This window comes from Variovorax sp. SG517 (genome assembly GCF_013376045.1).
In the GTDB taxonomy this organism is placed as follows: domain Bacteria; phylum Pseudomonadota; class Gammaproteobacteria; order Burkholderiales; family Burkholderiaceae_C; genus Variovorax.
Genome location: NZ_JABMJG010000013.1, coordinates 103,312 through 122,773, shown reverse-complemented (window position 1 = coordinate 122,773; position 19,462 = coordinate 103,312). Strand labels below are relative to the sequence as shown.

Here is a 19,462-nt window from a genome sequence, read left to right as displayed (position 1 = left end):
TCATTGCAGGCCTTTCATGAAGCGTCCGGTGAGGCGGGCATACAGCCACACGGCCACCATGCCGCAGGCCGACAGCACCAGTGCCTGTGCGGCTCCGGCGGGCCACTGGAAGTTGTCGATCAGGTTCTGCACCACCAGCACCGACATCGTCTTGACCTGGGCGCCTCCGAGCATCACCGGCGTCACGTAGGCGCTCAGCGTGAGCACGAAAACGAGGATGGTGCCGGCCTGGATGCCGGGCCACGACATCGGGAGAACCAGCCGCCAGAACACCCTGAGCCGAGAGGCGCCCAGCGAGCGCGCCGCCTGTTCCAGCGTCGGATCGATGCTCTGGATCACACCCACCAGCGGCAGGATCATGAAGGGCAGGAACACGTGCACCAGCGCGACCGTCACGCCCAGCCGGTTGTTCATGAGCTGCAGGGCCGTCGATATCAGCCCGAGATCGATCAGCGCCCGGTTGATGACGCCGTTGCCCGACAGCAGGATCAGCCAGCCGAAGCTGCGCACCACCACGCCGACCAGCAGCGGCGACAGCACCAGCACGTACAGCAGGCTGCCCCAGCGCGAACGAGTGCGCGCCAGGTGGTAGGCGACGGGGTAGCCCAGCAGCAGGCAGATGGGCACCGTGGTGACGCCGAGCAGCAGCGTGTCCGCCAACACCCCGAGGATGTAGCCGTCGCCCAGCGCATTGGCATAGTTGGCGAGCCTGAAGCCCGCGCCGTAGGGCGCGCCCACGGCGGTGGGCCGCAGGCTCATGCCGATGATGTTGAGGTACGGCAGCACCAGGAAGACGCCGATCAGCACCAGCGCGGGGGCGATCAGCCAGAAAGCGCCGCGGCCCGGGCGCCCCTTGCGTGCCTTGCGTCCATGGAGCCGGTCGGTGCCGTGCACCGGCGCGTCGGCCGTCATCACGGCATTCATGGCGCAGCCGCAATGATCCAGGCGTGGCCCGGGTCGAAGGCGAAGGCCGCCTGGGCACCGGCTTCCGCGCGCTGGCCCGGCGAGGTCTGCACCAGCAGGCTCTGGCCGCCGGCGCACTGCACCGTGTGCTCCACCGTGCTGCCGAGGAAATAGGCCGACTGCACCAGCCCGGCATAGGGGCCGTCGTTGCGCCAGCGGATGGCCTCCGGACGGATCGTCACGTGCACCGGCTGGCCCGTCGCCAGCGGCTGGTCGTGGCTTGCCGGCACGCTGCCGAGCGCCGTGCTCACGCGGTAGGTCGGGTACGGGCCGGGCTCGTCGGTGAGCCCTTCGACGCGGCCTTCGATGAGGTTCGAGCGGCCGATGAAGCGCGCCACCTCCACGCTGCGCGGACGCATGTAGATCGCCTCGGGCACGTCGAACTGCAGCAGCCGTCCGCCGAGCATCACCGCCACGCGGTCGGACATCACCATCGCCTCCGACTGGTCGTGCGTGACATACAGGGTGGTGATGCCCACGCGCTTCTGCAGCTCGCGGATGAACACGCGCATGTCTTCGCGCAGCACCGCGTCCAGGTTGGCGAGCGGCTCATCGAGCAACAGGAGCCGCGGCTCGATGACCAGTGCGCGCGCCAGCGCTACGCGCTGCTGCTGGCCGCCCGAGAGCTGGCGCGGGTAGCGCTCGGCCATGGCGGTGAGCTGCACCATCGCGAGCACGTCGTCGATGCGGCGCTTGCACTCGGCCTTGCCGATGCCCCGCATCTCCAGGCCGAAGGCGAGGTTGCGCCACACCGTGAGGTGCGGGAAGAGCGCGTAGTTCTGGAACACCATGCCGATGTCGCGCTTCTCCGGCGGCAGGTCGGTGATGTCCTCGTCGTTCAGGCGTACGCGGCCTTCGTCGGGAAACTCGAACCCCGCCACGCAGCGCAGCGTGGTGGTCTTGCCGCAGCCGCTCGGGCCCAGCAGCGAGATGAATTCGCCTTCCTCGGTCTTCAGGTCGAGGTGCGCGATGGCGGGTGCCGGCGCGTTGTCGAAGCGCTTGCGCAGGCCGTCGAGCGACACCCGCGTGGTGCGCCGGCCGGTCGCCGCGCGGGTGGGGGTGGAGGCGTTCACTTCATCTCCCGGTTCCAGCGGTCGGTGATGGCCGCCACCTGCGGGTTGACCTTGGCCCAGTCGAACTGGAAGATCGACTTCATGCGCTCCCCGCTCACCGGCACGTCCTTGGCGAGATCGGGCGGGAGCTTGGAACGCGCATTGGTCGGCGAGGTGAAGAATTCCTTGGCCATCATTTCCTGCACGTCGGCGCGCAGGATGAAGTCGAGGTACTTGTAGGCCTCTTCCTTGGCGGGCGCATTCTTCAGCACGTTGAACGACTGCTCGAAGGCCAGCACGCCTTCGGTGGGCACCACCATCTCCACGGGCACGCCCTTCTTCTGCAGCGCCACGATCTCGGGGAAGTCGATCACCGCCACGGTCACGTCGCCGCGCGTGAGCATGGTCGACAGCGTTCCGCTCCAGTCGGCCTGCGTGAACGGCAGCAGCTTCTTGATCTCGACGAAGGCGCGGTCGATGGCGTCCTGCGAGCCGCCGTAGAGCTTGGCCGTCATCAGCAGGAACAGCATCGCGGCCGTGTTGCCGATCTGGTAGAGGCCGATCTTGCCCTTGAACTCGGGGTTGCTCCACAGGTCGGACCACGACTTCGGCGGCGTCTTCACCAGGTCCTTGCGGTAGCCGATGCCGATGGTCGAGACGATGCCGCGCACCCCGTTGTCGTCGGGGTTGCGCAGGATCGGGTACACGTTCGCGAGGTTGGGCACCTTGGCCGCGGGAATGGGCTCGAAGTAGCCTTCGGCGCGCACCAGGCTCGCGATGTTCTCGTTGACCATCAGGATGCTGTAGGGCGGCTTCGCGACGCCGGCCGCGCGCAGGTTGGCGACGAAGTTCTTGCCCAGGCCCACGTCGAGCGTGGTGTCCACGCCGGCCGACTTCGTGAACATCGGCATCAGGTCGGAGCGCCAGAATTTCTCCCAGCGCCCGCCGTAGGTGTTGACGACGAGGTTCTGCGCGGCGAGCGACATGCCGGGCATTGCCAGTGCGGACATGCCGGCCGCTGCCGCCATGGCCTGCAGGCAGTCGCGGCGAGAGAAGTTTTTCATGGTGAAGATCCTGGGAAGATGAAAGAAGGAGCGGCTCAGGCGTTCGCCTGCTTGCGGTAGGCGTAGTTCTTGTCGAGGCGCTCGAGCAGGTACTCGCCGTAGGTGACGGGCTCGTAGCGCGGCGGATGCTGCGCGTCGGTGCAGGTGGGCAGGCACTCGATCAGCGCGTCCATCCCGGGGTCGAGGAAGTAGGGCAGCGAGTAGCGGTCGCCCCCGGAGCGGTTGATGACGCGGTGCGGCGTGGACACGAAGCGGTCGTTGGTCCAGCGTGCAAGCATGTCGCCGACGTTGAGCACGTAGGTGTCCGGAATAGGCGGCGCCTCGATCCAGTCGCCGCCGCGCGGACGCACCTGCAGGCCGCCGGAATCGTCCTGCGCGAGCAGCGTGATGATCCCGTAGTCGGTGTGCGGCGCCGAGCCCATCTGGTCGTCCTCCACGGGCGGCTGCGGAGGGTAGTGCAGCGCGCGCAGAAATGTGGTCGGGCGCTCGAAATGGTGGTCGAGCGCGTGCGCCTCCAGGCCGAGGCTCATGGCGATCAGGCGCACGATGTAGCGGCCCAGCGCATCAACTTCGCTCACGTACGCGGTCATCGCCGGCTTGAAGCCCGGGAGCCATTCGGGCCACTGGTTGGGGCCCTGCATCGGCAGGCCGGCGAGCAGGCCCGGGTCGTCGGGCGGCAGCTCGTGCATGAGCATCAGCGATTCGCTCATGTTCGGCCGCGTGACCTTGGCCACCGACGAGGTCACGATGGTCGAGGTGGCCATGCCCATGTAGCCGCGATGGAAGGCGTTGATCGCGAGCGAGCGCTTCTGATCGAGCGTGGAGGCGTGGAATTCGCGGGAAGCCGCGAAGGCCGCGTCCCGCGTGGCGCGCCGCACCGTGTGGCCCGAGATGTAGGCGAAGCCGATGGTGCTCAGCGCTTCGTGCAGCTGCAAGGCGGAGGCCTTGGCCGCGGGGGTGTTCGGGTCGAGGTTGCCGCCGAGGTCGACGAGGGGAATGGAGTTCGGCATCGGGCGTCGGATTTCAGGAAAGGGATAGGGAAGAAGAGGCGCCATGGCGCAGCGCGCCGCGCCATTGGTCGAGCAGCTCGCGCGAATCCATCACCAGCCCCAGGTGCAGCGACACCATCGCGAGCGCCGCGCCTTCCAGGTGCGCATCGGTGCCGCGCACCAGGTCGCGCAGCACGATCACGCGGTAGTTGCGGTTGCTCGCGTCGAAGGCGGTGTTGAGCACGCAGCAGTCGGTGAAGCCGCCGTCGAGGACCACGGTCTCGATGCGCTGGTTGCGCAGCAAAAAGTCGAGGTCCGTCGGGTAGAAGGCCGAGAGCCGGCGCTTGCCGTCCACGCGCATGTCGCCGGGCTCCACGCGCGTGACCCACTCGGTCCACTTCGAGCCTTCGATGGCGTGCGCGTCGGCGTTCGGGATCTCGCCCACATGCAGCGGGAAGGTGCGCCGCCATGCGGACGGAATGCCGTTGATGTCGTCCACGCCGCCGGGCCGCAGCACCGACCTGACGTGCACGATGCGCACGCCCAGCGCGCGCACCGCGTCGTGGAAGCCGTCGATGGGCGCCACCACGTCGCGCGCACGCGGCGCGGGGCAGGGGCAGTCGGGGCTGTCGTCCAGGTGGCCGCGGTGCATGTCGATGGAGACGACCGCGGTGGTGGCGGGGTTGAGGTAATCGGCGAACTTCGCCGCGTCGAGCTCGCGCTCCTCGTTGTAGACCCAGGCCTTCATCGGCGCTCTTCTCTCACGTAGGGTTGGCCCAGCGCGCCGGGCTCTTCATCGGCGCCACGCCGCGAGAGCGCGACCCACACCATCACGCCGAGCGTCACCGCATACGGCGTCATCATCACGAAGTACTGCGGCAGCTGCACGCCGGCAGCGGCCAGTTGGGGAATCAGCGCCTCGATGCAGCCGAAGAGCAGCGCACCGACGAGCGCCTTCCACGGCGACCAGCGCGCGAAGATCACCAGTCCCACGGCGATCCAGCCGCGACCGCCGGTCATGCCCGCGATCCACAGCTTGGTGCTGACCACCGAGATGTAGGCACCCGCCAGCCCCACCAGCGCCGAGCCCGCAAGCACCGCCGCGAAGCGCCATGCCGTCACGCGGATGCCCGCCGCATCGGCCGCCTGCGGGTTCTCGCCCACCGCACGCAGCCGCAGGCCGGCCGAGCTGCGCGCGAAGAACCACGCCACCGCGCCGAAAATCGGCAGCGTGAGCCACACCATCGCGTTCTGCTCGAAGATCCGTCCCACTCCCGGCAGCAGCGACAGCGGCCACAGGCCCATCGCGCCGATGCCTTCGGTCGCATGGTTGGTCCACTCGGCCATCGAGCCGACCAGCGCGGTGAGCCCCTGGCAGAAGAACACCAGCGCGAGCCCGGCGATCACCTGGTTCACGCGCAGCCAGATCACCATCACCGCGAACAGCACCGACACCACGCTGGCCGCCAGCATTGCGAGCACCAGCGACACGGCCGGCTGGCCGATGGCGATCTGCGCGCCGATGCCGGCCAGCGCGCCGACCAGCATCAGCCCTTCGGCGCCGAGCGCGAGCACGCCCGCGCGCTCGGAGACGATGAGCCCGAGCGCTGCCAGCGCATAAGGCACCGCGAAGTCGGGCGTGCTCGCCAGCCAGTTCAGAACGATGCCGCCGTTCATTGCGCGGCCTCCCCGCCCACGCGGCGCAGCCGGTGGCGGATGAAGAAGTCGCTCGACGCCACGCACACCACGATCACCGCCTGGATCAGCTGCACCATCGAGAACGGCACCTGGTAGAACACCTGCAGGCTGCGCCCGGTGACGAAGAGCGCCGCCACCAGCAGCGCCACCACCGTGGCCGCCAGCGGGTTGTTACGTGCGAGGAAGGCGATGAGGATGCCCGAGAAGCCGTAGCCCTGGTAGAAGGCTTGCGTGAGGCGGCCTTCCTGCCCCGCCGCCACCGCGAAGCCCGCGAGCCCGGCCATCGCACCCGACAGCAGCACCGCGCCGTAGATGGTGCGCCGCACAGGCACGCCGCTGGCGTGCGCCATGCGCGGGTTGGCGTCGACGAAGCGCAGGTACAGGCCCATGCGGCTCACGCTCGCGAGCCACCATGCCAGCAGCGCGACGATGCCCGCCAGCAGGATCGAGCTGCCGATGCCCGCGCCCAGCTCAGGCAGGCGCTCGAACACGCGGAACTGCGGCGAGTAGGGAAAGTTGTCCTTCGGGTCCTTCCAGCTGCCGTAGACCAGGTGCAGCAGGAAGTTGGCCGCCATGTAGTTGAGCATCAGCGTGGAGATGATCTCGTTCACGCCGAGCTTGAGCTTGAGCCACGCGGGCCCCAGCACCCACAGCAGCCCGCAGCCGATGGCGGCGATGAACATCAGCGGCAGGCGCAGGTTCTCGGGGCCGATCTGCCACATCGAGACGGCGGTCGCGCCGATGGCGCCCCAGATCATCTGGCCTTCGAGCCCGAGGTTCCAGAAGCGCGCGCGGAAGGCGACACAGCCCGCAAGGCCGACGAGGATCATCGGCGCGGCCTGGAAGAGCACGGCGCGGAAGTTCTGGCCGTCGAAGAAGGTCTGGGTCACGAACTCGTTGGCAAGCTCGTCGGCGGGCACGCCCGCCGCGATGAGGATCGCCGCCGAGATCGCAAAGCCCGCGAGCAGTGCGGCCGCAAGGATCAGTGCCTGCCAGCGCCACGGCATGTGCTGGCGGATCTCGAGTGCGTAGCGGCGGCGGGCCAGCGGTTGGGGCTGGCGCGTGTGCGCTTGGTGTTGGGTCGTGTGCGGTTGCTGTGCCATGTCGGCCATGAGGGATGCGTCAGCCATGGTCCACCATCGCCTGTCCGATGGCCTGCCGGTCCGCGGGCTGCGCGAACTCCCCGGCGATGCGCCCGCGCGTCATCACGCCGACGCGGTCGGCGAGCTGCAGCACCTCGTCGAGGTCCTCGCTGATGAGCAGCACCGCCGCGCCGCTGTCGCGTGCGGCGCGCAGCCTGGCGTGCACCTCGGCGCTGGCGCGCACGTCGAGCCCGCGGCTCGGGCTGTGCGCGAGCACCAGCGTGGGTGACTTGCCGAATTCGCGCGCGAGCACCAGCTTCTGCGCGTTGCCGCCCGAGAGCAGCGCGGCCTTCTGCGCGACCGAGCGCACGCCCTGTACGTCGAAGGCGCGCACCGCTTCCTGCGTGTCGCTCTGGATTCTGCTGCGGCGCAGGCGCCACACGGGGCCGTAGCGGCCGGTGTGCACACGGCCGATGGCGTAGTTCTCGGCCACCGAGAGGCCGCCCGCGAGCGCGAGCCCGTAGCGGTCGGCGGGAATGGCCGCGATGCCGATGCTCCGGCGCACCGAGGCAGGCATGGTCTTGAGGTCGCCATGGCCTTCGAGCCGCATCTCGCCCTCGGTGGGCTCGCCTTCCAGGCCCATGATCGCGCCCGCCAGTTCGCCCTGTCCGTTGCCGCCCACGCCGGCGAGGCCGTAGATCTCGCCCGCATGCAGGTCGAGGTCCACCCCGTCGAGCACGCGGCGGCCCTCGGGCGATGCGGGCGTGCGCAGCCCGCGCACCGAAAGGCGCACCGGCCCGCGCGGCGTAGCCGAGGGCTGGAAGCCCTGCGCGGCGATCGATTCGCCCACCGTGAGCTTCACCAGCTCGGCGACCGATGCTTCTTGCGGCTTCAGCGTGGCCACCGTGCGGCCGCCGCGCATCACAGTCACGCGGTCGGCGTAGGTCTTCACGTCGGCCATCTTGTGCGTGACGAGCACCACCGCCGCGCCCTTGCGCGCCAGGCCCTGCACCGTCTGAAGCAAGCGCGCGGCCTCCTGGTCGGTCAGCACGGCCGTGGGCTCGTCGAGGATCAGGATGCGCGCGCCCGCCAGCAGCACCTTGAGGATTTCCACGCGCTGCTGCTCGGCGACCGACAGCGCATCGACGCGCTTCGCCGGATCGATGTCGAAGCCCAGCTCCGCCGCCTTGTTGCGGATGTCGCGCGTGATCTCGCGCAGCCGCTCGCCGTGGCTTTGGAACTCCGCCGGCGGCGGCGCCGTAAGCAGGATGTTCTGCGCCACGGTGAAAGGCCGCACCAGCTTGAAATGCTGGTGGACCATGCCGATGCGGTGCTTCGCCGCGTCGCGCGGCCCGGCGAACCGCACCGCGTTGTCGTCCACCAGCAGCTGCCCGGCCTCGGGTGCGTAGAGCCCGGCCGCGATGTTCATGAGCGACGACTTGCCCGCGCCGTTCTCGCCGAGCAGCGCGTGCACCTCGCCCCAGCGCGCTGCGAAGTGGGCGTCGGTCAGTGCCGCGAAGCCGTCGAAGGTCTTGCGGATGCCGGTGAGTTCGAGCGCGTTGGGCATGTGCGGCCTTGCCTTGTCTGCGGGCCTACTTCTGCGTGACCACGCCCTTGACGAACCAGTCCATCTTCCAGAGGTCGGCGTCCGAAAGAACGGCGCCCTTGGCCACGCGCTCCTTGCCGTCGCGGTCGGCGAGCGGGCCGGCGTAGACCTGCTTGCCCTTCATGATCGCGTCGCGCTCGGCGGTGATGAGCGCGGCCTTGTCCTTGGGCACGGCCGGGCCGAAGCCGGCGATGTCGGTGCCGCCGTCCTTCATCTCGATGAAGGCGCCGTACTGAGCGGGCTTCCAGCCGCCGGCCATGATCTTCTTGAGCTCCGGCGTCAGGAAGCGGTCCCACACCCACACGGAGGAGCACAGCGTGGCCTTGGGCGCGAACTGGCGCAGGTCGCGGTGGTGGCCGGTGCCGTACACGCCGCGCTCCTGCGCGACGATCTGCGGCGTGGGGCTGTCCACGTGCTGGCCGATCACGTCGGCGCCCTGGTCGATGAGCGCGGCTGCCGCTGCGCGTTCCTTCACCGGGTCGTTCCACGCGCCGGTGTAGATCACGTTGACGGTGGCGTTGGGGTTCATCTTCTGCGCGCCGAGCGCGAAGGCGTTGATGGTCCAGTTCACCACGCCGAAGGGGTTGGCCGCGACGAAGCCGAGCTTGCCGGTCTTCGATGCGGCACCGGCGGCCATGCCGCAGAGGTACTGGCTCTCGTAGGTGCGGCCGTAGAACGACTCGAGGTTGCTGCCGTTGGTGGTGCCCGAGCCGTTGAGGAAGGCCACGTCGGGGTACTTGGCGGCCAGGTCCTTGAAGCTGTCGGAGTAGCCGAAGGCGGTGCCGATCACGATGTTGGCGCCGCGCTGGATGAACTTCTCCGCCGCGGGCTTGATGGCCGACGCGTCCTCGGGCACGTTCTCCACGAACTGGATCTTCTGGCCGATCTCCTTCTCGATCTTCACGCGGGCCTCGTCGAAGGCCTGCGTCCAGCCGCCGTCGTTCTTGGGGCCGAAGTAGAGCATCGCGATCTTCGGCTTGTCCTTCAGCGTGAAGCCGTCGGCGGCGGCCGGCAGCGAGAACGAGGCGCCGCAGGCTGCGAGCGTCAGTGCGAGGCCGAGGGCCGGACCGTTGGAGGAAATGCGCGCCATGGAGCAACCTTTCGTGAGGAGCGTGAAGACGAGGGAGAGGAAAGCAGAAGCGAGAGAAGAGGAAGAAGAGACGGAAGGCCGCGCGCCGCTACATCATGAAGTTGATGCGGAACACGTTGCCTTCGGGATCGAGCAGCACCGACTGGTACCAGTTGTAGTAGGTGACGTAGGGCGGCTTCACGAGCGTGGCGCCGGCCTCGAGCGCGACGGGCACCATGCGGTCGACGTCGGCCTGGCTGTCGACGTCGATGTTCAGCAGGAACTTCACGCCGCGCGTGTCGGAGAACTCGCTCAGGTGCAGCAGCTCGTAGGCATCGAGCGCGTTGAAGCCGAGGCTCGACTTGCCGGTGTCCAGCCCGCGGAAGATGGGCGAGCGGATCGCCTCGATCTCCTTGAAGCCGAACACGCGCTGGTAGAAGCCGCTGAGCGCGACCACGTCCTTGGCGAAGACGTTGACGTAGGAGAGATGGGCCATGGATTCGGATGGGCTCAGGCCGCGACCTTGGTGCCGCCGAAGGTCGTCTGCTTGACGAACTTCGAGGTGAGGTGGTCGCCCGAGGAGATGGGCGCGTACTTCGGCTGCTCGCCCGGCGCGAGGCAGCTCGGCAGGCACTCGACCATCGCGTCGTAGTTGGGCTGGTGGAAGAACACCAGCGACTGGCGGCGGTTGGTGCTCGCCACCTCGAAGGGCGGGTTGATCACGCGGTGCAGCGTGGACACCCACTGGTCGTTGGTCCACTGCATCATGAGGTCGGCGATGTTGACCACCAGGCCGCCCTCGACCTGCGGCACGTCCACCCACTGGCCGGCCTTGTTGAACACCTGCAGGCCCTTGTCGTCGGGCAGCACGATGGTGAGGCTGCCGTAGTCGCTGTGCGCACCCGCGCGCAGCTGGCCGGGCAGCGGCTGCTCGCGCTGGGGCGGGTAGCTCAGCACGCGGAACATGCTGATGTGCCTGTCGATCTTGTCGTCGAAGAAGGTCTCGGGCAGCGAGAGGCCGAGCGCGAAGACGCGCATCAGCGAGCGAGAGAGATCGCTCATAGCGTCGAAGTACTGCTCGTAGGCTTCCTTGAAGCCCTCGATGGGCGGCCAGCTGTTGGGTTCGAAGTGCGGGCCTGCGGCAGGGCCGCGGTGGTAGTCGTCGTCGGGCACGTTCGAGGGGCCGATGGAGAACGACTCCTTCAGATCGCCCGGTGCCGCTTCCTCGAGGCTATAGGAGAGCCCTTCCTCGCCCACCGCGCTGTAGCCGCGCACCGCGTCCTCGCGCGGACGATCGACCTTGCGCTTCTCGCCCAGTGGCATGTCGAAGAACTTGCGCGAGAGCGACGACACGCGCGCGATCAGCTCCGCAGAGATGCCGTGGTTGGTGATGACGAGGAAGCCGATGCTGCGGCAGGCCTCGTCGACTTTCTTCGCTACCTCCGCCTTGCCTTCGGCGCTTCCGGCGAAGTAGGGCGCGAGATCGATGATGGGGACGGAAAGCAGGGTCATGGCAGGTTCCTCGTGCTTGGCATGCCTTTCGCCATGCAACGTCTGTGCCAGTTGGACCAAATGGACAAAACCCATTCGTCGCGTCAGCATGGTGCGAATTGCCGCGCCGCGAAGGCGGTTGCGGCGCATGGGGATGCACCACGGCCTTACAGTGGTGCGCCGTAGCGCCTGCCGAGGCAGGACCGACCGATCGAGCGATTGAACGAACGAGGGAGGAACGAGGAAAGATGCCGAAGACCAAAGCACTGGCCGCGAGCGCCAGCAAGGAAAGCCCCGCGCGCAAGCGCGCGAAGCCGGCGGTGCGCAGCGCCTCCGCGGTGAACCGCCGGTTGCGCCAGATCGAGGACAAGCGCAGTGCGATCCTCGGTGCGGCGCTGGGGCTGTTCTCGCGCTTCGGCCTGCACGGCACCTCCATCGACCAGGTGGCCGCGCGCGCCGACGTGTCGAAGAGCAACCTGCTCTACTACTTCGCGAACAAGGAAGAGCTCTACGTCAACGTGCTGCGCGACCTGCTCGCGCTGTGGCTCGAACCGCTGCGCGGCTTCAGCGCCGAGCAGGACCCGGCCGAGGCCATCGGCGACTACATCCGCCGCAAGCTGGTGGTCTCGCGCGACCGGCCCGATGCGTCGCGGCTCTTCTGCCTGGAGATGATCCAGGGTGCACCGCTGCTGCGCGATGAACTCGATCGCGAACTGCGCACGCTGGTGGAGAAGAAATCGGAAGTGATCCGCGCATGGATCGATGCGGGCAAGCTGGCGCCGGTCGATCCGCACCACCTGATCTTCGCGCTGTGGGCAATGACGCAGCACTACGCGGACTTCGGCGTGCAGGTGCAGGCGCTGTCGGGGCATACGCTGGAGGACGAGGCCTTCTTCGAGCGTGCGGTGGAGAACGTTCAGCGCATCGTGCTGCAGGGCATCGTGCCGCGCTGAGGCCTTACTCCCTCTCCCCTCGGGGAGAGGGAGGGGGAAAAGAAGATCAGTGCTGCGGCGGCGCAGCGATCTCGTGATATCGCCGATCGAAGTAGATCAACCCCTGCGCCGCACCGCCGATGGCGATGGAGACTGCCTCGCAGAACAGAACATCGTGCGTGCCCGAACTCGTCGCATGCACCACGCGGCAGTCGAAGGACACGGCCGCATCGTCCAGCACCGGCGAGCCGGTGGTCTTGCTGCTCCAGCTTGCTGCGGCGAAGCGCTCGTCCATCGGCGTCTTGCCGCCGAAGAGGGCGGACAGCGACTGGTGCCCGGCCGCCAGCACGTTGACGCACAGCACGCCGTTGGCCTTGAACGCCGGGTACACCGAGGCCGAACGGTTCAGGCACACCAGCAGCGTCGGCGGCTCGTCGGTCACGCTGCACACGGCCGATGCGGTGAAGCCCGCGCGGCCTGCGGGGCCGTCGGTGGTGATGATGTTCACCGCCGCGCCCAGCCGCGCCATCGCGTTGCGGTAGTCGGCCTTCTGCAGGCCCTGCGGCAGCAGCGCGGGGTTGGGTGACGATGAAGCGGTGTTCGAGGCCATGGCGTTGTGCAGCATCTCGCGTGACTCCTTCAGGCCAGCAGGCAGGCCTCGTCGAAGGCCAGCCGCGGCAGGCGGCCGAACAGCTTCGACGTGTCGCCGTGGCCGAGGTTGATGAGGAAGTTGACGGTCCAGTCGGTGCCCTCGAAGAAGGCCGCGTCGACCTTCGCCTTGTCGAAGCCCGACATCGGGCCCGCGTCGAGCCCGACCGCGCGAGCCGCGAGCAGCAGGTAGCCCGCCTGCAGGCTGGCGTTGCGAAAGGCCGTCTCGTGCGCGGCCTCGGGGCTGCCGGTGAACCAGCTGCGCGCGTCGGCATGCGGGAACAGCGTGGGCAGCCTGTCGTAGAACTTGCGGTCCCACGCGGCGATGACGGTGACGGGTGCTGCCATGGTCTTGTCGAGGTTGCCCTTGGAGAGCGCGGGTGCGAGGCGCTGCTTGCCCTCGGGCGTGCGCACGAAGACGAAGCGCGCGGGCGAGCAGTTGGCCGAAGTGGGGCCGAGGCTCGCGAGCGCGTAGATCTGCTTCAGCTGCGCGTCGGTGACGGGCTCGTCGGTCCAGCCGTTGTGGGTGCGCGCGCCGGTGAAGAGCAGCGACAGCGCGGCGTCGTCGAGGGTGTTCTTGGAGGTCATGCTGGAATGGCGGGTGCACTGACCCGCGAGAGAAAGTCGAGCAGGCTGCGGTTGAAGGCTTGCGCATCGGTCACGCTGTGGGCATGGCCGCCGTGCGGCATGAAGTCGAGCGTGACGTCGCGCAGGCCATCGGCCAGGCGCTGGGAGCAGGTCCAGGGCACGAGCGTGTCGTCCCTGGCCGCGGCGATCAGGGCGGGCGCGAGGATGTCGGCGAGGCGGGCGTCGACGTCGAAGGCCCGCAGCGCGGCGATGCGCGCGCGCATGTTCGCTTCGCCCGGGAAGTGCGCGAAGGCGTGATCGACTTCGTCGGCCACGCGCTGTGCGTTTTCCGCGGCCCAGGCGGCGGGGTAGAGAAAGATCGGCTGCGCTTCGACATACGCGCGCGGGCCGCATGCGCCCAGCAGCGCGAGCCGCGCATCGAAGCAGCGCGCCGAATGCGGGTTGGGCTTCGACCACGCGTTCACGAGCGCGAGGCTCGCGATGCGCGAAGGCGCATCCAGCGCAAGCTGCAGGCCGACGAGGCCGCCGAGCGCATGGCCCGCGAAATGGCACCGCGCGGTGTTCGTCGCGTCGAGTATCTCGATCACGTCGCGGGCCATGTCCGCGATGGCATAGGCCTCGGGCAGCGCGGCGGGGCTGCGGCCGGTGCCGCGCTGGTCGTAGGCGATGACGCGGTAGCCGGCGGCCATCAGCGCGCCGAGCTGCGGCTGCCAGAAGCCGGCCGAACCGCCGAGGCCCGACGACAGCAGCACCGTGGCCGCCGCATCGGACGACCCGTGCACCTCGTAGTGCAGCGCGCTCATGAAGTTCAGGCCTTCTTGCCCACGTGCGCGATCGATGCGATCTCGACCAGCGCGTCGGGCTTCACCAGGCCGCACTGGATGCAGTAGCGCGCGGGCTTGGTGCCGGGGAAGAACTCGGCGTACACCGCGTTGATCTTCGCGTAGTCGGCCCAGTCCTTGAGCATGATCTGGTTGAAGGTCACGTCGTCCATGGTGCCGCCGGCGGCCTCGACCACGCCCTTGATGGTGGTGAGCACGTGCCTGGCCTGCGCGCTCGCGTCGCCCACGTGCACCACGTTGTTGTCCTTGTCGAAGGGCAGCGTGCCCGACACGTACAGCACGCCGTCGGCGAGCGTGCCGGGAACGAAGGGAGCGATGGGAACGCCGGTGCCGGGAGGAATGATGGCTTGCTTGGGCATGGTGGAGGGTCCTTGTCGAGGAGGGGGGAAAGGGAGGTCAGGCGACGGCCGCTTCGGCCTTGGCGGGCTGAGCGGCTTGCGTGGTGAGGGAGGGCGCGAAGGTGCTGCAGAAGTGCTCCGTCGTGGACACCCAGCCGAAGAAGGTCTCGACGTTGTAGACCGAGGCCTTCTGGATGGCGGGCCCGCCGAGCTCGTGCGTGGCGTCTTCCAGCATCACGGCGAAGTACTCGAGGTGGAAGGCGTCGCGCAGCGTCGATTCGACGCACACGTTGGTGGCGATGCCGGTGAACACCAGGTGGCGTATGCCGCGCGAGCGCAGCGTGCTGTCGAGGGTGCTGTTGAAGAAGCCGCTGTAGCGCGTCTTCGGCACGACGATGTCGCCGGGCTGCGGCTTCATCTCCTCGATGAGCTCGTAGTCCCAGCCGCCCTTGGCGAGGAACTTGCCCTGCAGCTCGGGCCTGGCGCGCATGGTCTTGAGCGCGTTCGACTTGTGCCAGTTGGGCGAGCCGGGGCCGCCGGCTTCCACGTAGTTCGCGTCCCAGCCGTTCTGCAGGAACACGACCAGCATGCCGGCCGCGCGCGCCGCCGCGATAGCGCGAACGATGCCGGCGATGGTGCCTTGCGCGCCGGAGATGTCGAAGCCGGCCGAGTCGACGTAGCCGCCGATGGAGGCATAGGCGTTCTGCATGTCGACGACGATCAGCGCCGAGTCGCTCGCGTGCAGCGCCAGCGGTTCGGGCCGCGCGGGCAGTATCAGCGGCGCGGGCGCACCGGGGGCGCGCGGCGCGCCGACGGGCGTGTTCGAGCTCAGGGTGGTGTTGCGTGCGGGAGTGGTCATGTGGCGCTCCTTCCGCTCAGGCCGCGAGGCGCTCGGGTTCGACCTGCGAGGGCACGGGGCTGTCCACGTGCGCGCGGCTCTTCATCAGCGGCTGGATGCGCTCGCCGAAGGCTTCCACGCCCTGCACGAAGTCGTCGAAGGTCAGAAGCACGCCTTCGGTGCCGGGCACCTCGGCCATTTCGTCGAGCATGCGCGCGACGTTCGCGTAGGAGCCGACCAGCGTGCCCATGTTGATGTTCACGGCCGAGGTCGGGTCGGCCATCTGGCGCACGTTGGTGTCGGCGCCCGACTTGGTGTCGGCCGCGCCCTGCTGGCCCAGCCACGCGATGGCCTCGTGATCGGCGCCGGCCTTGTAGTGCTCCCACTTGGCGCGCGCGGCCTCGTCGGTCTCGTCGGCGATCACCATCATCAGCACGTAGGTCGTGACCTTGCGGCCTGTCTTCGCGGCGGCCTCGATGAGCTTGTCGGCCGCGGGCGCGAAGGCCTTGGGCGTGTTCACCCCCTTGCCGAAGCAGAAGTTGTAGTCGGCATACTTGGCCGAGAACTCCATGCCCGCGTCGCTCTGGCCGGCGCAGATCACCTTCATGTCGGCCTGCGGGCGGGGGCTGAGGCGGCAGTCTTCCATCTTGAAATGGTCGCCCTTGAAGTCGGACGAGCCCTTGCCCCAGAGGTCGCGCAGCACCTGGATGTATTCGGACAGGTACTGGTAGCGCGTGCCGAAGAACTGGTCGCCGGGCCACATGCCCATCTGCGAGTACTCGGGCCGCTGCCAGCCGGTGACGAGGTTCAGGCCGAAGCGGCCGTTGGAGATCGAGTCGATGGTGGAGGCCATGCGCGCCACGATGGCCGGCGGCATCACCAGCGAGGCGGCGGTGGCGAAGAGCTTGATCCTGCTGGTGACCGCGGCGAGGCCGGCCATGAGCGTGAAGGACTCCAGGTTGTGGTCCCAGAACTCCGTCTTGCCGCCGAAGCCGCGCAGCTTGATCATGGACAGCGCGAAGTCGACGCCGTAGTGCTCGGCCTTCAGCGTGATCTGCTTGTTGAGTTCGAAGCTGGGCTTGTACTGCGGTGCGTTCTCGGAAAGCAGCCAGCCGTTGTTGCCGATGGGAATGAAGATGCCGACGTTCATTGGAAGGGCTCCTGTTGCGGGTTCGGAAGGCTCCTTGCATGTGCCGTGCCAGTTGTATAAATCCTTTCAAATCAACGGCTTATGAAAAATAGACGCCGTCGTTTTGACCATTTGGTCCAAAACGGAGCAGAAGCTTTGCCCCGGCTGCGGCACCGCGGTGCGGCCGGAGCCAAAGCGGTGCAGTGCCCGCGTCATGGAGCGCGCGGCAAAATCACGCCATGCCCAAGACCCCACTCCGTGCCGCTGCGGCCATCGGCGGCACCGCCGACGACGTCGAGGCGGCCTTCTATGAAGCACTGCAGCGCGGCGACATCGACGCGCTGATGGCCTGCTGGGCCGACGAGGACGAGGTGTTCTGCGTGCACCCCGGCGGCCCGCGGCTGGTGGGCGCCGTGGCGATCCGCGCGGCCTTCGAGCAGATGTTCGGCAACGGCGCGATCCATGCGATGCCCGCGCGGGTGCGCAAGATCGAGTCGCTCGCGAGCGCGGTGCACAACGTGCTTGAGCGCATCGAAGTGCTCACCGCCGAGGGCCCGCGCCATGCCTTCGTGCTGGCCACCAACGTCTATCACAAGACCGCGCAGGGCTGGCGCATGGTGGCGCACCACGCGAGCCCCGGCACCGCGCGCGAGCCGGACGACGCGAACGACCCGCCCCAGGTCCTGCATTGATGCTTTCTCCCGCCGCTTCCTTTTCTCCGGCTGCCGTTGCCGGAACTTCTCTTCAGTCGATGGACTACGCCGCGCCGCCCTGGCTGCCCGGCGGCAACCTGCAGACCATCTGGGCTGCGCTCTATGCCCGGCGCTTCGACGGGCCGGCCCCGGTCTACCGGCGCGAACGCTGGTCGACGCCGGACGGTGCCGACTTCATCGACGTCGATTTCGTCGATGCCCCGATGCCCGGCGCGAGGCCGCTGCTGGTGCTGTTCCACGGGCTCGAAGGCTCCTCGCGCAGCCACTACGCCGAAGCCTTCGCCACCTTCGCGGCCTCGCGCGGCATGGCTTTCGCGGTACCTCATTTCCGCGGCTGCAGCGGCGAGATGAACCTCGCGCCGCGCGCCTACCACTCGGGCGACTTCGAGGAGATCGGCTGGATCCTCGCGCGCATGCGCGAGCAGCATGCCCAGAAGGGCGGAGGTCCGGTGCTGGCCGCGGGCGTGTCGCTGGGCGGCAATGCGCTGATGCGATGGGCTTGCGAAGCGGGCGAAACCGCCTCGGGCGTGGTGAGTGCCGTTGCCTCGGTCTGCGCGCCGCTCGACCTCGCGGCGGGCGGCGAGGCCATCGGCAAAGGCTTCAACAAGCTGGTCTACACGCGCATGTTCCTCTCGACGATGAAGCCCAAGGCGCTGGCCAAGCTGGCGCAGTTTCCGGGCCTGTTCGACCGCGAGCGGCTGGTGTCGTCGCGCAATCTCTACGAGTTCGACAACGTCTTCACCGCGCCGCTGCACGGCTTTCGCGATGCCGACGACTACTGGGCGCGGGGCTCGGCGAAGCCGCACCTCGCCTCGATCCGCGTGCCGGCCCTCGTGGTGAACGCGCGCAACGATCCGTTCATTCCGGCATACAGCCTGCCGAAGCCCGCCGAGGTCGGTTCGCACGTCACGCTGTGGCAGCCCGAGCACGGCGGGCACGTCGGCTTTCCGATGGGGCTGCCGCCGGGGCATGTACGGGGCATGCCGGAACAGGTCGGCGGCTGGCTGCAACTGCACGGCGGCGCTTCCGCTGACGGTGGGGGCTTGTCGCCGGGAAGAGAATGACGCGATGGACGACATAGTCAAACAGGCGCTCGCCAAGTGGCCCAACGTGCCGCACTGCTACGGCTGGCTCGGCTTGGACGCGCGCGGCAACTGGTACATGCGCGACGATCGCACCCAGGCGCAGGGCCCGTTCCGTACGGCCAAGGGCTCGATGCTGCGGCACGACAAGCTGATCGAATTCATCCACCGCAACTACGAGCACGACGACGAGGGCCAGTGGTTCTTCCAGAACGGGCCGCAGCGTGTGTATGTGGAACTGGAGGCCTCGCCGCTGGTGTGGCGCGTTGCCGAAGATGCGAGCGGCGGCTTCACCGTCACCGCCCATACGGGAGCGGCAGCCACGGTGTCGGGTTGCCTGCTCGACGAGGACGGACGGCTCTATCTGGCCTCGCCGCTGGGGCTCGGGCTGGTGCACACGCAGGACGTGGGCATCGCCGCGGAAGCCGTGGAGCGGGGGCTGTGGACGCCCGAGAACGTGCAGGCCAGCACCTTGCCCGTGCGCTTCGGCCACGTGCTGAGCCCCGCCGAACGCCACGCCGAAGCCGTTTCGAGCGGCTGAATGCAAAAAAGCCGGCGCTGGGCCGGCTTTCTTTTTCTGCTGGTCAGGGAAAACGCTTACTTGGCCGGCGCGCTGGCCGCTGCTGCGGCAGGAGCCGCGCCGGAAGCGCCTTCGGCGGGCGCCGCGGCTGCTGCAGCGGGGCGATCCGGCACCGAGAACTTGGCGCCGCCGGCGTTGGCCATGTAGACCACTGCACGGCCCACTTCGAGGTCTTCGAAGTCGCCGCCGCCCTGTGGAGGCATGGCGCCCTTGCCCTTCAGGGCATGTTCGAGCAGCGTGGCATAGCCCTGGCCGATGCGCGGGCCCCAGGCTGCGGCGTCGTTCAGGTGAGGGGCGCCGGGGATGCCGGGCGCTCCGTGGCAGGCGACGCACTGGGCCTTGAACACGGCCTCGCCGGCTGCGAGCGGACGGTTGGCGTCGCGGATCTCGATGCTGCCGACCCTCTTGAGGCGCTCGGCCACGTCACGGTCGCGCGCTTCCTTGGTCACGCCGTACAGCGCCATGTTGTCGCCCTCGGCGGTGCCGGCGGGCTTGTTGCCCGAGACCACGTAGGAGACAAGACCCACGATGATCAGGATCGGGACAATGAAGGAAAAAAATACCGCGAGCAGCAGTTGCTTCGGGTTCTTGATCGGCCCGGTGTGGGCTTCTTCTGTGGCCTGGTAATGCGGGTCTGCGCTCATTCGCGTCCTCAATTATCGGGGGCTCGTCGGGGGGCTTTTCCTAACCAACCGGCGATTATAGAGAGAGCCCTTGCCGGCCGGGGCAAGGGACCTCCCTTATGGGACGCCTTGGTG

22 protein-coding genes are annotated in these 19,462 nt (G+C 68.3%); 4 read left to right on the top strand and 18 right to left on the bottom strand.

Going from position 1 to position 19,462, the window contains the following annotated elements; all coding sequences use genetic code 11:
* The 11 genes from FHT32_RS31325 to FHT32_RS31275 form a co-directional block, all read right to left on the bottom strand.
* Positions 1-924, bottom strand: coding sequence for an ABC transporter permease (locus FHT32_RS31325; RefSeq protein WP_256099231.1), 924 nt, complete (start codon positions 922-924; stop codon positions 1-3).
* Positions 921-2,036, bottom strand: a complete 1,116-nt coding sequence (locus FHT32_RS31320) for an ABC transporter ATP-binding protein (protein WP_176668445.1) — start codon at positions 2,034-2,036, stop codon at positions 921-923. The genes FHT32_RS31325 and FHT32_RS31320 overlap by 4 nt, the downstream gene beginning before the upstream one ends.
* The gene (locus FHT32_RS31315; protein ID WP_256099230.1) at positions 2,033-3,079 is read right to left on the bottom strand and encodes an ABC transporter substrate-binding protein; all 1,047 of its coding nucleotides are present in this window, start codon (positions 3,077-3,079) and stop codon (positions 2,033-2,035) included. The genes FHT32_RS31320 and FHT32_RS31315 overlap by 4 nt, the downstream gene beginning before the upstream one ends.
* 35 nt (positions 3,080-3,114) lie before the next feature.
* Positions 3,115-4,089 carry an isopenicillin N synthase family oxygenase gene (locus FHT32_RS31310; RefSeq protein ID WP_176668444.1) on the bottom strand — a complete coding sequence of 325 codons (975 nt, stop codon included), beginning with the start codon at positions 4,087-4,089 and terminating at the stop codon, positions 3,115-3,117.
* A 13-nt stretch (positions 4,090-4,102) separates the two neighbouring features.
* Entirely contained in the window at positions 4,103-4,816 is a 714-nt protein-coding gene (locus FHT32_RS31305; RefSeq protein ID WP_176668443.1) for a cysteine hydrolase family protein, read from the bottom strand.
* Complete coding sequence (locus tag FHT32_RS31300) at positions 4,813-5,745, bottom strand: ABC transporter permease (protein ID WP_176668442.1); 933 nt, start codon at positions 5,743-5,745, stop codon at positions 4,813-4,815. Before FHT32_RS31300 ends, FHT32_RS31305 begins: the two co-directional genes overlap by 4 nt.
* The gene (locus FHT32_RS31295; RefSeq protein ID WP_218088496.1) at positions 5,742-6,896 is read right to left on the bottom strand and encodes an ABC transporter permease; all 1,155 of its coding nucleotides are present in this window, start codon (positions 6,894-6,896) and stop codon (positions 5,742-5,744) included. The genes FHT32_RS31300 and FHT32_RS31295 overlap by 4 nt, the downstream gene beginning before the upstream one ends.
* Positions 6,889-8,415, bottom strand: coding sequence for an ABC transporter ATP-binding protein (locus FHT32_RS31290; protein ID WP_176668441.1), 1,527 nt, complete (start codon positions 8,413-8,415; stop codon positions 6,889-6,891). Before FHT32_RS31290 ends, FHT32_RS31295 begins: the two co-directional genes overlap by 8 nt.
* A gap of 25 nt (positions 8,416-8,440) precedes the next feature.
* Positions 8,441-9,544, bottom strand: coding sequence for a BMP family ABC transporter substrate-binding protein (locus FHT32_RS31285; RefSeq protein ID WP_176668440.1), 1,104 nt, complete (start codon positions 9,542-9,544; stop codon positions 8,441-8,443).
* Positions 9,545-9,632: 88 nt separating this feature from the next.
* Complete coding sequence (locus FHT32_RS31280) at positions 9,633-10,019, bottom strand: VOC family protein (RefSeq protein WP_093079022.1); 387 nt, start codon at positions 10,017-10,019, stop codon at positions 9,633-9,635.
* Positions 10,020-10,033: 14 nt separating this feature from the next.
* Positions 10,034-11,035, bottom strand: coding sequence for an isopenicillin N synthase family oxygenase (locus tag FHT32_RS31275; RefSeq protein ID WP_176668439.1), 1,002 nt, complete (start codon positions 11,033-11,035; stop codon positions 10,034-10,036).
* A gap of 227 nt (positions 11,036-11,262) precedes the next feature.
* Between FHT32_RS31275 and rutR the strand changes: the two genes are divergently transcribed.
* Positions 11,263-11,967, top strand: coding sequence for an HTH-type transcriptional regulator RutR (gene rutR / locus FHT32_RS31270; protein WP_176668438.1), 705 nt, complete (start codon positions 11,263-11,265; stop codon positions 11,965-11,967).
* A 46-nt stretch (positions 11,968-12,013) separates the two neighbouring features.
* On the opposite strand, the gene rutF is transcribed toward rutR, so the two are convergent.
* The 6 genes from rutF to rutA are packed head-to-tail and all read right to left on the bottom strand — an operon-like array spanning position 12,014 to position 16,350.
* Positions 12,014-12,571, bottom strand: a complete 558-nt coding sequence (gene rutF, locus FHT32_RS31265) for an NADH-dependent FMN reductase RutF (protein ID WP_176668437.1) — start codon at positions 12,569-12,571, stop codon at positions 12,014-12,016.
* Positions 12,572-12,585: 14 nt separating this feature from the next.
* A complete protein-coding gene (locus FHT32_RS31260) occupies positions 12,586-13,182 on the bottom strand; it encodes a malonic semialdehyde reductase (protein WP_176668436.1) in 597 nt (198 codons plus the stop codon).
* On the bottom strand, positions 13,179-13,985 hold the full coding sequence (rutD, locus tag FHT32_RS31255; protein ID WP_176668435.1) for a pyrimidine utilization protein D: 807 nt from the start codon (positions 13,983-13,985) through the stop codon (positions 13,179-13,181). The genes FHT32_RS31260 and rutD overlap by 4 nt, the downstream gene beginning before the upstream one ends.
* A gap of 5 nt (positions 13,986-13,990) precedes the next feature.
* Positions 13,991-14,383 carry a pyrimidine utilization protein C gene (rutC, locus tag FHT32_RS31250; protein ID WP_019657601.1) on the bottom strand — a complete coding sequence of 131 codons (393 nt, stop codon included), beginning with the start codon at positions 14,381-14,383 and terminating at the stop codon, positions 13,991-13,993.
* Between the two features lie 37 nt (positions 14,384-14,420).
* Positions 14,421-15,221, bottom strand: a complete 801-nt coding sequence (rutB, locus tag FHT32_RS31245; protein ID WP_256099229.1) for a pyrimidine utilization protein B — start codon at positions 15,219-15,221, stop codon at positions 14,421-14,423.
* 16 nt (positions 15,222-15,237) lie between these two features.
* Entirely contained in the window at positions 15,238-16,350 is a 1,113-nt protein-coding gene (rutA, locus tag FHT32_RS31240) for a pyrimidine utilization protein A (RefSeq protein WP_176668434.1), read from the bottom strand.
* Between the two features lie 218 nt (positions 16,351-16,568).
* Between rutA and FHT32_RS31235 the strand changes: the two genes are divergently transcribed.
* From FHT32_RS31235 to FHT32_RS31225, 3 genes are read left to right on the top strand one after another with little or no spacing between them, the layout of a single operon-like run.
* Positions 16,569-17,021, top strand: a complete 453-nt coding sequence (locus FHT32_RS31235; protein WP_126185920.1) for a nuclear transport factor 2 family protein — start codon at positions 16,569-16,571, stop codon at positions 17,019-17,021.
* Between the two features lie 59 nt (positions 17,022-17,080).
* The gene (locus tag FHT32_RS31230; protein ID WP_176668433.1) at positions 17,081-18,106 is read left to right on the top strand and encodes a YheT family hydrolase; all 1,026 of its coding nucleotides are present in this window, start codon (positions 17,081-17,083) and stop codon (positions 18,104-18,106) included.
* Positions 18,107-18,110: 4 nt separating this feature from the next.
* Positions 18,111-18,665, top strand: coding sequence for a DUF2946 family protein (locus tag FHT32_RS31225; RefSeq protein ID WP_176668432.1), 555 nt, complete (start codon positions 18,111-18,113; stop codon positions 18,663-18,665).
* A gap of 56 nt (positions 18,666-18,721) precedes the next feature.
* Here FHT32_RS31225 and FHT32_RS31220 read toward each other — a convergent pair whose 3' ends face one another.
* A complete protein-coding gene (locus FHT32_RS31220; RefSeq protein ID WP_176668431.1) occupies positions 18,722-19,348 on the bottom strand; it encodes a cytochrome c5 family protein in 627 nt (208 codons plus the stop codon).
* Positions 19,349-19,462: the final 114 nt, after the last annotated feature.

Coding starts and splice junctions, on each gene's coding strand:
- FHT32_RS31275 (WP_176668439.1), bottom strand. CDS start 11,035: ATGACCCTGCTTTCCGTCCCCATCATCGATCTCGCGCCCTACTTCGCC.
- FHT32_RS31280 (WP_093079022.1), bottom strand. CDS start 10,019: ATGGCCCATCTCTCCTACGTCAACGTCTTCGCCAAGGACGTGGTCGCG.
- FHT32_RS31300 (WP_176668442.1), bottom strand. CDS start 5,745: ATGAACGGCGGCATCGTTCTGAACTGGCTGGCGAGCACGCCCGACTTC.
- FHT32_RS31220 (WP_176668431.1), bottom strand. CDS start 19,348: ATGAGCGCAGACCCGCATTACCAGGCCACAGAAGAAGCCCACACCGGG.
- FHT32_RS31230 (WP_176668433.1), top strand. CDS start 17,081: ATGGACTACGCCGCGCCGCCCTGGCTGCCCGGCGGCAACCTGCAGACC.
- rutA (WP_176668434.1), bottom strand. CDS start 16,350: ATGAACGTCGGCATCTTCATTCCCATCGGCAACAACGGCTGGCTGCTT.
- FHT32_RS31290 (WP_176668441.1), bottom strand. CDS start 8,415: ATGCCCAACGCGCTCGAACTCACCGGCATCCGCAAGACCTTCGACGGC.
- FHT32_RS31315 (WP_256099230.1), bottom strand. CDS start 3,079: ATGAAAAACTTCTCTCGCCGCGACTGCCTGCAGGCCATGGCGGCAGCG.
- FHT32_RS31260 (WP_176668436.1), bottom strand. CDS start 13,182: ATGACCTCCAAGAACACCCTCGACGACGCCGCGCTGTCGCTGCTCTTC.
- FHT32_RS31295 (WP_218088496.1), bottom strand. CDS start 6,896: ATGGCTGACGCATCCCTCATGGCCGACATGGCACAGCAACCGCACACG.
- FHT32_RS31325 (WP_256099231.1), bottom strand. CDS start 924: ATGAATGCCGTGATGACGGCCGACGCGCCGGTGCACGGCACCGACCGG.
- rutF (WP_176668437.1), bottom strand. CDS start 12,571: ATGCTGCACAACGCCATGGCCTCGAACACCGCTTCATCGTCACCCAAC.
- FHT32_RS31235 (WP_126185920.1), top strand. CDS start 16,569: ATGCCCAAGACCCCACTCCGTGCCGCTGCGGCCATCGGCGGCACCGCC.
- FHT32_RS31225 (WP_176668432.1), top strand. CDS start 18,111: ATGGACGACATAGTCAAACAGGCGCTCGCCAAGTGGCCCAACGTGCCG.
- rutC (WP_019657601.1), bottom strand. CDS start 14,383: ATGCCCAAGCAAGCCATCATTCCTCCCGGCACCGGCGTTCCCATCGCT.
- rutD (WP_176668435.1), bottom strand. CDS start 13,985: ATGAGCGCGCTGCACTACGAGGTGCACGGGTCGTCCGATGCGGCGGCC.
- FHT32_RS31305 (WP_176668443.1), bottom strand. CDS start 4,816: ATGAAGGCCTGGGTCTACAACGAGGAGCGCGAGCTCGACGCGGCGAAG.
- rutR (WP_176668438.1), top strand. CDS start 11,263: ATGCCGAAGACCAAAGCACTGGCCGCGAGCGCCAGCAAGGAAAGCCCC.
- rutB (WP_256099229.1), bottom strand. CDS start 15,221: ATGACCACTCCCGCACGCAACACCACCCTGAGCTCGAACACGCCCGTC.
- FHT32_RS31285 (WP_176668440.1), bottom strand. CDS start 9,544: ATGGCGCGCATTTCCTCCAACGGTCCGGCCCTCGGCCTCGCACTGACG.
- FHT32_RS31310 (WP_176668444.1), bottom strand. CDS start 4,089: ATGCCGAACTCCATTCCCCTCGTCGACCTCGGCGGCAACCTCGACCCG.